Source organism: Stenotrophomonas sp. BIO128-Bstrain (assembly GCF_030128875.1).
Lineage (GTDB): Bacteria > Pseudomonadota > Gammaproteobacteria > Xanthomonadales > Xanthomonadaceae > Stenotrophomonas > Stenotrophomonas bentonitica_A.
This window is the reverse complement of record NZ_CP124620.1, coordinates 2,068,087-2,082,186: the sequence shown is the minus strand read 5'-3', so window position 1 is coordinate 2,082,186 and position 14,100 is coordinate 2,068,087. Positions and strand designations below refer to the sequence as shown.

The following is a 14,100-nucleotide window of genomic DNA, read 5'->3' as shown; positions in this document are numbered from 1 at the left end:
CGTCAGTTCTCGAGCAGCTGGCGCAGATCGCGCGGGATGCGCACTTCCGGGTATTGCTGGAGGTAGCGTTCCAGGCTGGCACGCGCGGTATCCACGTCACCGGCATCGCGACGCTCGCGGATGCGCTTGAGCCACTGTTTGCGCGGCAGGCCGGCGTCGGCCGCGACGGCCTGATGCAGGGCGCGCACGGCGTCGTCTGCCGAGGCGGGTACCGCCATCGGCGCGGCCGCACGACGCATCACGCCAGGCGCGCTGGGCGCGGGCTTGGCCGGTGCGGCGCTCGTGGAGGCGGCGCGCGGCGCTTGGCGCTCGAGGGTGGAGCCGGTCACCACGACACGGTCCAGCGCCGGTTCTGCCGCCTCCATCGCATAGGAGGTGGCCGCTTCGGGCGCCGGGGCCGACATCATCGGTGCCGGCGCCTGCACCGGGGCCGGGGCGGGCGGTGCAGGCGCAGCGATGGCTTCCGGGCGCGGCGCTGCGACGCGCCGTGCGCGCTCGGGTGCCGGCGGCGCGGCGGCTGGAGCAGGTGTGGGGTGTGCCGGGGCCTGTGCCTGGGGCTTGGCCGCGCGCTGCTGCTGCACCACCGGCGGTGCAGCGTCAGGCGGTGGCGGAGACGGCGCGGCATCCATCGCCGGTGCAGCGTCGGTGACTGCGGCGCTCGAGGCCGGGGCAGCGACCGACTCGGCCAGAGGGGGCGCGGGCGGGTCGTCGGGCTTGAGCTGCCACGCAATGCCCACCGCGAAGATCACCGAGGCGGCCAGCCCGAACGCCGCCGGAAGCCGCGAGCGCGGGCGCCGCGAACGGAGGGGCGCATCGGGCGGGAGCTTCCAGGTGGCCGCATCGGCCGCCGGTGCTTCCACGGCGGTGCGCGCGGCCGCCAGCACGGCCTCGTCGATCGCCGGCGCCGGGCCGGTGGCACTGGGCCGGCCCAGCAGCCGGGCCAGTTCGCGTTCTTCAGGGGTCAGCGGATCCGGGCGGTTCATACGGTCAACCCCGCACGGAGTTTGTCCATGGCATAGCGCAGCCGCGATTTGACGGTCTCGCGGCCGACCCCGGTGATCTCGGCAATCTCTTCCAGGCTCAGTTCCTGTTCCAGGCGCAACTGCAGGACCTCGCGCTGCTCGGGCGGCAACTGCTCCATCGCCAGCTGCAGTTGGCGGCGCTGTTCGAATTCGGACAGCTGGGATTCGGGGGTGCGCGCATCGGTGATCGCCGCGACCCGCTCATCGGCGTCGATCGGGGCCGACGGCCGGTGCCTGGCCGCACGCCAGTGGTCATTGAGGCGGTTGTGGGCGATCCGGAACAGCCAGGTGGTGAAGGCGGCCTCGGGCTGCCAGCCGGCCCGCGCGGCGATCACCCGCTGCCAGACATCCTGGAACATCTCATCGGCCAACGCGCCATCGCGCAGTTGGCGCAGCAGGAAGCTGTACAGACGGCTGCGATGACGGCCATACAGCGCCTCGAACGCACGCAGGTCGCCGCCGGCCCAGGCCAGCATCAGCGCTTCATCAGTCGGCAGGGCAAGGGCGTCCACGGCCGACAGAGTAAGCGCTGCGGGGGTGTTCGCATAGTCGATGGGGCGCCGGGCGGCGGAACGGGTTGGCATGGCGATGACCTGGGGCACAGGATCAAGAACGTCCAGCAGCGCCGGACGGGGTTGAGACGCTTCCATTGCCCCCCGGTCCGCGCGTTATGCTCGCAGGACAGGGGAGGCGCCGGGCAGCCGGCGCCCGAGAGATGAGCGACGTGTCCAGCCAGATGGTGACCTCTTCAGTGCAACGCGACGGTGATGCGGTGATTCCTGCCGCGGTCGCCACGGCGTTGTGCGCCCAGTTGCCGGCGGGCGCAGCGGTCGCCCTGGCCTGGTCGGACCCGGTGCTGGGCGAGGGCCGCCACGGCCACCCGGAAGGCGGCGCGGCAGGGCCCGGTCCCACCGCTCCGCGGCAGCAGGCGGCATCGGCGCGGCTGGCCCTGCAGCAATGCTGGCACCATGGCGGCTCGGAACTGACCCTGGACGTGTCACTGGCCGGCGATACGCCGCCACCGGAGGGCTGGTGGACGGCCGCGCGCTGCCTGTTCCAGAGCACCGTGCTGCTGGCCCGGCAGCGGCGCGAGATCGCCTCGCTGGAAGACTCCAAGCGCCTGCAGCAGGCACTGTATGAAATCGCCGATCTGGCCGGTGCCGATCTGGAAATGGCCGAGATGCTGCGCCACTTCCACCGCGTGCTCAATTCCCTGATGTATGCGCAGAACTGCTTCATCGTTGAGTACGACGACGTTCGCCACCGGGTCCGCTTCCTGTACTTCGCCGATCAGAAAGATGATTTCGTCGCCGACCCGGACCGCAGCTACGAAGAACACGAAATGCCGCGCAGCCTAACCTTCGCGCTGTTGCGGCATGGCGAGCCATTGAGTGGGCCCTCGCGCGAGCTGCTGGCCATCCTCGATGACGAACACGACCCCGAGCGTGGGCCCGAGAGCCTGGACTGGCTGGGCGTGCCGATGCTGCGCGACGGGCGCGTATGCGGTGCGATCGTGGTGCAGAGCTACGAGCATCGCGCGCGCTATGGCGAGGCCGACCGCACGCTGCTGGGCTATGTCGCCCAGCACATCCTGACCGCGATGGACCGGCGCCAGGCGCAGGTACAGCTGGAGCGGCAGGTGGAGCGCCGCACGGTCGAGCTGCAGCGCGCCAACCGCAACCTGCAGGAGGAGGTGGTCGAACGCCGCCGCGCTGAGAAACTGCAGATGGCGCTGTTCAACATCGCCGAGCTGGCGATGAGCGCCGAGTCGCTGTCGCAGTACTACGGCCAAGTGCATGGCCTCGTCGGCACGCTGCTGGATGCGCGCAATTTCTATATCGCACTGGTCAACGAAAAAGGTGACGGGCTGGAGTTCGTCTACTCGGTGGACGAGTACAACCCGTCGCGCGCACCGCGGCCCTTCAGTGAAGGCTTGACCGAGTTCATCGTGCGCAACCGCCAGCCGCTGCTGGCCACCCGCGAGCGCATCGATGCGCTGCGCGAGAGTGGGGTGGTGCGCGAGTTCGGCGCGCGCTCGAACTGCTGGCTGGGCGTGCCGTTGCTGAGCGATGACGATGTGGTCGGCGTGATCGTGGTGCAGAGTTATTCGCCTGAGGTGGTGTTCACCGTGCACGACCAGCGGCTGCTGACCTTCGTGGCGCAGAACATCGGCAACGGGCTGGCGCGCCAGCGCGACCAGGAGCGGTTGCGCAATGCGCATGCCGATCTGGAAAGACGCGTGGACGAGCGCACGCGCGAGCTGGCCGACGTCAACGACAAGCTGCTGGGCCAGATCGGCGAGCGCCTGCGCGCTGAGCAGCGCCTCACCCATCAGGCCATGCATGATGCGCTGACCGGACTGCCCAATCGCCTGCATCTGCTGGACCGGCTGGAAGATGCGATCGCACGTGCGCGCGCCAGCGAGGGACAGGGCTTTGCGGTGCTGTTCCTGGATCTGGACCGGTTCAAGCTGGTCAATGACAGCATCGGCCATGCCGCCGGTGATCAGATGCTGGTCGAGGTGGCCAAGCGCATCGTCTCGATGATCTCCGCACAGGATGTGGTCGCCCGGCTGGGCGGGGATGAGTTCGCGATCCTGCTCCAGTGCGGCGACGGCCTGGCTTCGGCGCTGGAGTTTTCACAGCGCATGCTGGTGGCACTGGAAGAATCGATGTGGGTGAAGGGGCGCGAACTGTTCCCCTCCGGCAGCCTCGGCATCGCCATGTGGAACCCCCGCTACCGCAACGGCGAAGAGCTGGTGCGCGATGCGGATGCGGCGATGTACCGCGCCAAGGCACAGGGCAACGATCGCTGTGCGGTGTTCGATGAGGCGATGCGCGAGCAGGCCCTGCGCAGCCTGGACCTGGAGGCGGACCTGCGCCGGGCCATCATCAACCGCGATTTCATGCCGTTCTATCAGCCGATCGTGCGGCTCAGCGATGGTGAGCTGGTCGGCCACGAAGCGCTGTTGCGCTGGCAGCACGAGCGCCGCGGGTTGCTGCTGCCCAGCGCCTTCCTGGACCTGGGGGAAGAAAGTGGCCTGATCGAACAGGTGGACTGGCTGCTGTACGAGCAGGTGATCACCCAGCTTGCGCGTGGCGGCCGTGGGTATCTGTCCGTCAATGTGTCGCCGCGGCACTTCCGCTCGGCCGATTTCAGCACGCGCCTGTTCGGCCTGATCGAAGCGGCCGGCGCCGATCCGCACCGGCTGCGGCTGGAGATCACCGAGGTGGCGCTGCTGGATGACGGCCCGCGCACGCTGCGCATCCTGCAGACCCTGCGCGAGCGCGGCGTGCTGGTGCAGCTGGATGATTTCGGCACCGGCTTCTCGGCGCTGTCCTACCTGCATCGCTTCCCGATCTCGACGCTGAAGATCGACCAATCGTTCATCGCCGGCCTGCACGGGCAGGACATGCAGAGCACGCACGCGCTGGTGCAGGGCGTGCTGTCGCTGGCACGCACGCTCGGCATCGAAACGGTGGGCGAGGGGATCGAGACCCAGGCCCAGCACGACACGTTGCTGCAGCTGGGCTGCGATTACGGCCAGGGCTATCTGCTGGGCCGGCCGGCCCCGATGGCGACCACCGCGACGGCCTGAACCGTCGCGGCAGCACGGGGATCAACGCAGCGCGTTGGCCCGCTTCTCGTCGATCCACTTGGAGGCCTGCGCCGGCTCGTAGGCGCGCATCCAGGCAAGCATTTCATCGATGTCCGAGCCGTACCACAGGTCCGCGCGCTGGGCCGGGTGCAGGAAGCGCTCTTCGACCATGCGATCGATCATGCCGATCAGCGGGGCGTAGAAGCCATCCACATCCAGGAACGCGCAGGGCTTGTTGCCGATGCCCAGCTGGCGCCAGGTCAGCATTTCGAAGATTTCTTCCATCGTGCCGAAGCCACCGGGCAGGGCCACGAACGCATCGGACAGATCGAACATGCGCGACTTGCGCTCGTGCATCGAACCGACGATTTCCAGTTCGGTCAGGCCGCGGTGGGCCACTTCCCAATCCGCCAGCTGCTGCGGGATCACGCCGGTGACTTCGCCGCCGCCTGCAAGCACGGCATTGGCCACGGTACCCATCAGGCCGACGTTGCCGCCGCCGTAAACCAGGCGCAGGCCATCCCGGGCGATGCGGTCACCCAGCGCGATGGCGCGCTCGGTGTAGACCGGCTTGCTGCCGGGGTTGGAACCACAGTAAACGCAAATCGACTTCATTGGATCTTCCTGTGTTCAGAAACTGACGCGGCGGAAACGAAAAAGCCCCGCCGATGACCAGTGTTCCGGTCTCGTGACGGGGTGTCGTTCCGCGGATGCGGGCGGTGATTATCGCGCGTTATAGGCGTGGAGGCCAATCGGGGCCGGGGGATGGGGCTGGGTAGTGGTGGCTCTGCCGGGTTCATGGAGCCGACCAACGGTCGGCTCTACCGGGTTCGTGGCGGCCGACCAACGATCGGCTGCCGTTGTCCGTACCGCCGGCCTCAGGCCGCCTGCGACTGCTCGCGGCGCGGGCCTTCCTTCAGCGCCCGGCCCACCAGCCCGACCAGCAGGTCCAGCTCTTCGCCGTCCATGCCGAAATGCGGGGTGAACCGCAGCGAGTTCTCGCCGCCGTGGATCACGTTGATGCCGTGGTTGCGCAGCCATTCCTCGGTGGAGCCAGCGCCGTAGCACTTGAACTGCGGGGCCAGCTCGCAGGAGAACAGCAGGCCGGTGCCCTGGACCTTGGTGATCAGCCCGCCCAGCTCGGTCTTGAGCTGTTCCAGCTTGCGCACCGCTTCCTCGCCGCGCACGCGGATGTTCTCGCGCACCTGCGGGGTCAGCAGCGACAGCGTGGCGCAGGCCACGTCCAGTGCCCGCGGGTTGGAGGTCATGGTGTTGCCGTAGATGCCCTTGCGGTACAGCTGCGCGGCGTGTTCGGTCACGGCCAGCACCGAGAGCGGGAACTGGGCCGCATTGAGCGCCTTGGAATAGGTCTCCATGTCCGGCACGTCCAGGCCTTCGAAGCCCGGGTAATCCACGATCGAGAGCACGCCGTGCGCGCGCAGGCCGGCCTGGATCGAGTCGAGCAGCAGCAGGCTGCCGTGCTGGCGGGTCAGCTCACGGGCCAGCGCATAGAACGACGGCGGCACCGAGCGGCCCGGGTCGCCTTCGCCCATCACCGGCTCCAGGAAGATCGCCTCGATGAACCAATGGTTCTGCTCGGCCTCGGCAAACACGCGCTTGAGTGCGTCTTCGTCGTACGGCGCGATCGCGATCACGCTGTCTTCGCCCCGGTAGCTGGCCAGGTGCTGCATGTAGGTCTTGCGGCTGGAATCGGAATACAGGCCCGGGCGGTCGGTGCGGCCGTGGAAGCTGCCCTTCACCACCACGCGCTTGATCCTGGCGCCAGCGTGGCGGGCCCCCGGATCGGTCTGCAGCTTGGCGTTGACGTCGGCGATGCGGGCAGCCAGGCCGACCGCTTCGGAGCCGGAATTGAGGCACATGAAGTGGCTGTACGGGCAGCCGCCGCGGCGGTGGCCGATCTCCTTGCGCAGGGCCTGGATGAAGCGCTGCTGGGACAGGCTGGGGGTCATCACATTGGCCATCACCTGCGGGGCCGCCATGGCGTCCATCACCGCTTCGGGGGTGTGGCCAAAGCCGAGCATGCCGTAGCCGCCGGCGTCGTACAGCACCGCGCCCTTCAGCGTGACCACCCATGCGCCACGGGCGGCCAGGGCGACGTACGGGGTGACCGCATCGTCGGCATAGAAGTTGACGAAGCCGTCCTGCATCGCATCGATCTGGGCGCGCTCGTCCAGGGCCAGCAGGCCGCCCAGATCGGCGCGCACGCGCTCGAACTCAGTGGCGGCGGCGTCGATGGCCGCGACCAGCGCGGGGTGGCCGGCGGCGAGGCGTTCGAGGGTGGCGTCATCCAGGCCGGTGGTGAGGCGGGTGCCCGGCTGGGCGCGGAGTGGGGCAAGACGTTCGATGAAGCTCATTGCAGATCTCCTGAAACGATGGCGGCACGGCGGAAAAGCAAAACGCGCGTCTATTCGCGCGCGCTTCGGGCATTCCTGCTCGTGCATCAGACTTCCGGCTCGATGCTAGCACGCGGTTTTTCGCGCGATAACCCCGCCAAAAACTGTTGCAAAGCAGCATTTTGCGCGACGTTCGCGCAAGGCTGGGTTGCTACCGGGAGCCAGTCGTACAATGGCCGACATTGCCTACACGTTGCCGTGCGCTCCCTTGAAGAAGTCCGATTTCAACTACGACCTGCCGCCTGAACTGATTGCCCAGGCTCCGCTCGCCGAGCGTTCGGCCAGCCGCCTGATGGTGGTGCCGCCGGCCCCGGCCGCCTTCGACCACCGCCAGGTGCGCGACCTGCCCGAGCTGCTGCGGGAAAGCGACCTGATGGTGTTCAACGATACCCGGGTGATCCCGGCGCGCCTGTTCGGCCAGAAGGCCAGCGGGGGCCGTGTCGAGATCCTGATCGAGCGCCTGCTCGGTGGCCAGCAGGCGCGGGCCCAGGTCGGCGCCAGCAAGTCGCCCAAGCCGGGCAGCCGCATTGCCCTGGATGCCGGTGGCGAGGCCGAAGTGCTGGGGCGCGACGGCGAGTTCTACGTGCTGCAGTTCCACGTGCCCGAGGCGCTGGAGCAGTGGCTGCTGCACGCCGGCCGGCTGCCGTTGCCGCCTTATATCCAGCGCGAGCCGGGCGTGGACGACCGCGAGCGTTACCAGACGGTCTTTGCCCGCGAGATCGGCGCGGTGGCGGCCCCGACCGCCGGCCTGCACTTCGATGAGGCCCTGCTGGCCACGTTGAAGGAAAAGGGCGTGGAGTTCGGCCATGTGACCCTGCACGTGGGCGCGGGCACCTTCCAGCCGGTCCGCGTGGACGATCTGACCGACCACGTGATGCACCGAGAATGGCTGAACGTCGGCGCCGAACTGGTGCAGCAGGTGCGCCGCACCCGCGCCGCGGGTGGCCGGGTGATCGGCGTCGGCACCACGGTGGTACGGGCCCTGGAAAGCGCCATGCGCGACGGCGAGCTGCTGCCGTACGCCGGTGAAACCCAGATCTTCATCACCCCCGGCTACCGGATCCGCAGCGTGGACGCGATGGTGACCAACTTCCATCTGCCGGAAAGCACGCTGCTGATGATGATTTCCGCTTTTGCCGGCAAGGACCGCGTATTCGAGGCCTATCAGGCGGCGATCGCGGAGAAGTACCGCTTCTTCAGCTATGGCGATGCGATGCTGCTGTTCCCGCAGGGGGAATGACCGGGGGCGGGGCAGGCGCGGCCGTTTTCGGCGACAATGGCAGACTATCTGCCCGAATGACCGCTCCATGTCCCGACTCCAGTTCCAGCTCCAGACCACCGACGGTCGCGCCCGCCGCGGCCGCCTGACCTTCCCGCGCGGGACCGTGGAAACCCCGGCCTTCATGCCGGTGGGCACCTATGGCTCGGTGAAGGGCATCCTGCCGGAGCAGATCCGCGCGCTGGGTGCGGAGATCATCCTCGGCAATACCTTCCATCTGTACCTGCGCCCGGGCCTGGACGTGATCGCCGACCACGGCGGCCTGCACGGCTTCGCGCGCTGGAATGGCCCGATTCTGACCGACTCCGGCGGTTTCCAGGTGTTCTCGCTGGCCCACCGCCGCAAGATCACCGAGCAGGGCGTGACCTTCTCCTCGCCGACCGACGGGGCCCGTGTGTTCCTGGGTCCGGAAGAGAGCATGCGCATCCAGAAGGTGCTGGATTCGGACGTGGTGATGATCTTCGACGAGTGCACCCCGTACCCGGCCACCGAGCCGGTCGCGCGCACCTCGATGGAGCTCAGCCTGCGCTGGGCCCAGCGCAGCCGCAACGCGCACGATGAACTGGGCAATGACGCAGCGCTGTTCGGCATCGTCCAGGGCGGTGTCCATCACGACCTGCGCAGCCGCTCGGCCGAAGGCCTGCAGCAGATCGGCTTTGACGGGTACGCCATCGGTGGCCTGGCCGTGGGCGAGCCCGAGCACGAGCGCAACGCCATGCTCGACCACATGCACCCGATCCTGCCGGCCGACCGCCCGCGCTACCTGATGGGCGTGGGCCGCCCGGAAGATCTGGTCGAAGGCGTCGCCCGCGGCGTGGACATGTTCGATTGCGTGATGCCGACCCGCAACGCCCGCAACGGCCACTATTTCACCTCGTTCGGCACCGTGCGCATCCGCAACGCCCGCTACGAGCGCGACATGGACACCATCGAGCCGGGCTGCGGCTGCCACGCCTGCACCAGCGGTTACACGCGCTCCTACCTGCGCCACCTGGACCGCTGCAACGAGATGCTGGCGCCCATGCTGGGCACCATCCACAACCTCTATTACTACGAGAAGTTGATGGCCGACATGCGCGAGGCGATCGCGGCGGGAACCTTTGCCGCCTTCCGCGAGTCTTTCTACGCGGCCCGTGGTGCGGTCACGCCCGCGCTGTAAAGTGACCCCGGCCGGCCGCTCCGGCGCGCCGACCCTGCCAAACGGCCCAAGGACGAACTCCCGGGGCCATGGCATACTTCGAGGCTGACCCCCGTTTCGCGGCGACACCCTGACCCTCAAAGGGGGCGGGGCGCCTCCCAACCCAAGGACACACTATGAACCTGCTCGCCTTCCTGATCCCCACCGCCAACGCCCAGGCCGCCGGTGGCCAGCCGCAGGGCATGGGTCTGACCACCCTGCTGTTCCCGATCATCCTGATCGCGATCATGTACTTCCTGATGATCCGCCCGCAGATGAAGCGCCAGAAGGAACATAAGGCCATGCTGGAGAAGGTCAAGCGCGGTGACGAAGTGCTGACCAACGGCGGCATCGCCGGCGTGGTCACCGACATCGGCGACAACTTCATCACCATCGAAGTGGCCGAGAACGTGCGCATCCGCGTGCAGAAGGGCGCCGTGGGCAATGTGCTGCCGACCGGCACGCTGAAGTCGGCCAACTGATCCACCTCCTTTCCGTTCAACCGCGGTGCCGGGACGGGCACCGCGCGGGACCCAAGCAATGCTCGAATTTCCACGCTGGAAGTATTTCCTCATCCTGATCGTGCTGGCGGTCAGTGCGTTGTACGCGCTGCCCAACATCTACCAGAAGGACCCTGCCGTGCAGATCACCGCCAACCGTGGCGGGCAGATCGACGACGCCCTGCGCGACCGTGTGCTGGGTGACCTCAAGCAGGCCGGCGTGGAGCCGCTGTCGGTCGCCAAGGAGGGCGACAGCCTGATCGTGCGCCTGCCGACGCTGCAGGCGCAGACCGCCGCCAACGACGCCCTGCGCGACGAGATGGGCGAGGACTACGTGGTTGCCCTGAACCTGGCTTCCACCGTGCCGGACTGGCTGAGCGACCTGGGCGCCAAGCCGATGGTGCTGGGTCTGGATCTGCAGGGCGGCGTCCACTTCGTGCTGCAGGTCGACCAGAAGGCGGCACTGGACAAGCGTCTGGACGCCTACGCCGAAGACGTGCGCACCAGCCTGCGCGATGCCCGCATCGCCTACCAGTCCGTCGAACGTCGTGGCGACAACACCATCGTGGCCACCATCAGCCCGTCTGCCGGTGCCGATGCGGCCGCGCGTGCCCGCGAGGTCATGGTCAAGGCGCAGCCGACGCTGGGCTATGAGGTGGCGGGCAACCGCATCACCGTCAGCATGCCGGAGACGGAGCTGACCGCGATCGCCAATGGCGCCATCGAACAGAACGTCAACACGCTGCGCAACCGCGTCAACCAGTTGGGCGTGGCCGAGCCGATCATCCAGCGCCAGGGTGCCGACCGCGTGGTCGTGCAGCTGCCCGGCGTGCAGGACACCGCCGAAGCCAAGCGCATGATCGGTGCCACCGCGACGCTGGAATACCGCGCCGTGGTTGAAGGCAACGCCCAGGACGCGATCGCCAGCGGCCGCATCCCGCCGGAGGCCAAAGTCTACCAGCAGCGCGACAACCGCGGCCCGATCCTGCTCAACAAGCGCGTGATCGTGACCGGTGACCAGATGGTCGCCGCGCAGGCCACCACCGACCAGAACGGCTCGGCGGCGGTGAGCGTGACGCTGAACAACGTCGGCGGCCAGCGCATGTTCGACTTCACCAGCGCCAACGTGAACAAGCCGATGGCGGTGGTCTACACCGAGCGCATCCCGACCGTGAACGTGGTCGACGGCAAGGAAGTGCGCAGCTTCCGCGTCAAGGAAGAGGTGATCTCGGTCGCCAACATCAACGGCGTGTTCGGCAAGAACTTCCAGACCACCGGCCTGGACAAGCTCGAGGCGGACAACCTGGCCAAGCTGCTGAAATCCGGTTCGCTGGCCGCGCCGATGGACTTTGTTGAAGAACGCATCGTCGGCCCGAGCCTAGGTGCGGAGAACGTCGAGCGCGGCGTGACCGCGGTCGGCTTCGCGTTCCTGTTCACCTTGGTCTTCTTCACCGTGTACTACCGGATGTTCGGCGTGATCACCTCGGTGGCGATGCTGTTCAACCTGCTGATCGTGGTGGCGGTGATGTCGCTGTTCGGTGCGACGATGACGCTGCCCGGCTTCGCCGGCCTGGCGCTGTCGATCGGCCTGTCGGTCGACGCCAACGTGCTGATCAACGAACGTATCCGTGAAGAGCTGCGGGCCGGCATGCCGCCCAAGGCGGCCATCGTGGCCGGTTACGAGAAGGCTTCCGGGACCATCCTGGACGCCAACCTCACCGGCATCCTGGCGGGTGTGGCGTTGTATGCGTTCGGTACCGGCCCGCTGAAGGGCTTCGCCGTGACCATGATCGTCGGCATCCTGGCCTCCATGTTCACTGCAATCACCGTCTCGCGTGCCCTTGCCGTGCTGGTTTACAGCCGCCGCAAGAAGCTCAAGACCCTGGCCATCTGACGGGAAGCGAATAGAAACCATGAAACTTTTCCCGTTGCATCTGATCCCGAACGACACCAAGTTCGACTTCATGCGCACCCGTTGGGTGGCTGTCTCGCTGGCTGCCCTGGTGTTCATTGCCGCCATCGGCTGCATTGCCTTCAAGGGCTTCAACTACGCGCTGGACTTCACCGGCGGCACCGTGGTCGAAGTGCGCTTCGACAAGCCGGCTGACGTCGATGCCGTGCGTGAGCATCTGGAAGGCGCCGGCTATGCCGGTGCCCAGGTGCAGAGCTTCGGCAGCGGCAGCAACCTGCTGATCCGCCTGCAGCCGCAGGAAATGGCCGAAGGCGAGAACGCCGGTGAAGCCAACAACCGCACCGCCGAAGCCGTGCAGAAGGCGATCTCGATGGAGGGCAACCAGGCCGCCATCGTCGGCGCCGAGTTCGTCGGCCCGCAGGTGGGTAAAGAGCTGGCCCTGAACGGCCTGTACGCGGCGCTGTTCGTGTTGATCGGCTTCCTGATCTACATCGGTTTCCGCTTTGAGTGGAAGTTCGCGATGGTGGCGATCATCACCACGCTGTTCGACGTGCTGGTGGTGGCGGGCTACTTCTCGCTGAGTGGCCGCGAGTTCGATCTGACCGTGCTGGCCGGCCTGCTGTCGGTGATGGGCTTCTCGATCAACGACACCATCGTGGTGTTCGACCGCGTGCGTGAAAACTTCCGCAGCCTGCGCGTCGAGCCGCTGGAAGTGATGAACCGTTCGATCAACCAGACGCTGTCGCGCACGATCATCACTTCGCTGGTGTTCTTCCTGTCGGTGCTGGCGCTGTACCTGTACGGCGGTGGTTCGCTGGAAGGGCTGGCGCTGAGCCAGATGATCGGTGCGGTGATCGGTACGCTGTCGTCGATCTTCATCGCCTGCCCGCTGCTGACGATGGGCGCACTGGCGGTGACCAAGCAGGATCTGCTGCCGAAGGCCAAGGACGTGGAAGCGCTGGAGCGTCGTCCGTAAGGTTTCTGGTGGTCTGCAACATCCGGAAGGCCGCGCATTGCGCGGCCTTTCTTTTGGGTGTGCGTCGAGTCGGCTGGATCGGGAGCCTTACAAGAGCCAGAGCCAGAGCGGCGCCTCGGGCTCTCATGGTTGGAGGGCGACGGATAGCGCTGTGCTGGACCCGCCGTAAACCCATCCTTGGGGACTCGTGAGCGCCATCCTTGGCGCTCCAACGGTCCTGCACATCGCTATCCGTCGCCCTCCAGAGAAGGTGCGGGAGGGCGGTTGGTGGAGCGAAGCCAAGGCAGGATCGGGCAGAGCGTGCGCGGTGTCCGGCATGATGCCAGCGTCAGGTCCAATTGGCGCAGACAACCATTGCCGCTAGCAACTGTTGTGTACGAGGAAGCAATCGGGCGGATCTTTCCAGGACATGTGTGGCTGCTTCGCAGCGGATCGGAGCGCACGCTGCCGCTATGCGAAGCAGGGTCTCATTGAGGCCCTACTTTTCGGTGCAAAAACAGGCTGTACGTCTCTGTGGTGCCGAAGATCGCAAACTCCGTCATTTGGCAGATCAATGACATATGCGCTCTAGCGGGTGTTCTGCGAACGTAATCGATATGTGCAATGCCACAGAGGCCGAGTGCTGGGAAGAAGCCATAACATTCGCCGATCTGCAGCGTCCCCAATGCCTTGGTAGCTCTCTCAAACAGCGGGTTTCCGTCCAGATCCAGAAAGTCCAGAGATTCGTCGCTCAGGACCAGGGGAATGTGAACAGCCGTGTCAATCGGCGTGCCTGGTGGAGGTGGGGATGTCAGATCTTCTACCTCGACATGACCGGTTAGTAGGTCGACCGACCCCAGACCTAGTGATTCGTGAAAGAAGTAGATACATCCGAACGCGGTATAAGCGAATGCGTGTGTGTTTGAGCTTGAGAACGTTTCATCTCCGTCGAACGTCTGGTCAAGGACGGGGCCAAGATCATCAGGGAGACAGAGTTGGATGCGCCCGCCACGCATGACGCATCGGCCAAAGCGCCGATAGAGCTCAATCAACTGTTGGGGAAGCACGCGTTCTGCTTGATCCAGCTCGTCGGGTCTCAACGCAACGGTGAGCTCCGGGCTCCCGTATCTTTTGATGAAGTAATCAGCGAATTCGCTCATAGGCCCAGTTTGTGCTGTCGGTGTTTGTCCGGTCTGGCACTCGCGCTTCCGCAAATTTACTGCGGTCGGAAGGTGCAGGTCCG

The 14,100-nt window shown here is 66.6% G+C and carries 11 protein-coding genes; 6 read left to right on the top strand and 5 right to left on the bottom strand.

What is annotated here, in order from left to right:
• Positions 1-2 precede the first annotated feature (2 nt).
• Entirely contained in the window at positions 3-983 is a 981-nt protein-coding gene (locus tag POS15_RS09235) for a hypothetical protein (protein ID WP_284129546.1), read from the bottom strand.
• On the bottom strand, positions 980-1,534 hold the full coding sequence (locus POS15_RS09230) for an RNA polymerase sigma factor (RefSeq protein ID WP_026069777.1): 555 nt from the start codon (positions 1,532-1,534) through the stop codon (positions 980-982). Before POS15_RS09230 ends, POS15_RS09235 begins: the two co-directional genes overlap by 4 nt.
• 203 nt (positions 1,535-1,737) lie before the next feature.
• On the opposite strand from POS15_RS09230, the gene POS15_RS09225 reads away from it, so the two are divergent.
• Positions 1,738-4,620: an EAL domain-containing protein gene (locus POS15_RS09225; protein WP_284129545.1), complete on the top strand. Its 2,883-nt coding sequence runs from the start codon at positions 1,738-1,740 to the stop codon at positions 4,618-4,620.
• Between the two features lie 21 nt (positions 4,621-4,641).
• Here the strand turns inward: POS15_RS09225 and POS15_RS09220 are convergent, their stop codons facing one another.
• On the bottom strand, positions 4,642-5,235 hold the full coding sequence (locus POS15_RS09220; RefSeq protein ID WP_019183145.1) for a TIGR00730 family Rossman fold protein: 594 nt from the start codon (positions 5,233-5,235) through the stop codon (positions 4,642-4,644).
• Positions 5,236-5,498: 263 nt separating this feature from the next.
• Positions 5,499-6,995 carry an aminotransferase class III-fold pyridoxal phosphate-dependent enzyme gene (locus tag POS15_RS09215; protein WP_019183144.1) on the bottom strand — a complete coding sequence of 499 codons (1,497 nt, stop codon included), beginning with the start codon at positions 6,993-6,995 and terminating at the stop codon, positions 5,499-5,501.
• A 247-nt stretch (positions 6,996-7,242) separates the two neighbouring features.
• Here POS15_RS09215 and queA point away from each other — a divergent pair, with 247 nt between their 5' ends.
• The 5 genes from queA to secF all read left to right on the top strand — a co-directional run bounded on the left by queA (position 7,243) and on the right by secF (position 12,878).
• On the top strand, positions 7,243-8,274 hold the full coding sequence (gene queA, locus POS15_RS09210) for a tRNA preQ1(34) S-adenosylmethionine ribosyltransferase-isomerase QueA (protein ID WP_284129632.1): 1,032 nt from the start codon (positions 7,243-7,245) through the stop codon (positions 8,272-8,274).
• Between the two features lie 67 nt (positions 8,275-8,341).
• Positions 8,342-9,472, top strand: a complete 1,131-nt coding sequence (tgt, locus tag POS15_RS09205; RefSeq protein WP_019183142.1) for a tRNA guanosine(34) transglycosylase Tgt — start codon at positions 8,342-8,344, stop codon at positions 9,470-9,472.
• 155 nt (positions 9,473-9,627) lie between these two features.
• Positions 9,628-9,972 (top strand): preprotein translocase subunit YajC, encoded by a 345-nt coding sequence (gene yajC, locus POS15_RS09200; RefSeq protein WP_019183141.1) that lies wholly within the window; start codon positions 9,628-9,630, stop codon positions 9,970-9,972.
• A gap of 58 nt (positions 9,973-10,030) precedes the next feature.
• On the top strand, positions 10,031-11,884 hold the full coding sequence (gene secD, locus POS15_RS09195) for a protein translocase subunit SecD (protein ID WP_070427176.1): 1,854 nt from the start codon (positions 10,031-10,033) through the stop codon (positions 11,882-11,884).
• A 19-nt stretch (positions 11,885-11,903) separates the two neighbouring features.
• Entirely contained in the window at positions 11,904-12,878 is a 975-nt protein-coding gene (gene secF, locus POS15_RS09190; RefSeq protein ID WP_019183139.1) for a protein translocase subunit SecF, read from the top strand.
• Between the two features lie 467 nt (positions 12,879-13,345).
• Here secF and POS15_RS09185 read toward each other — a convergent pair whose 3' ends face one another.
• Positions 13,346-14,017 (bottom strand): GAD-like domain-containing protein, encoded by a 672-nt coding sequence (locus tag POS15_RS09185; protein WP_284129543.1) that lies wholly within the window; start codon positions 14,015-14,017, stop codon positions 13,346-13,348.
• Between the last annotated feature and the right edge of the window lie 83 nt (positions 14,018-14,100).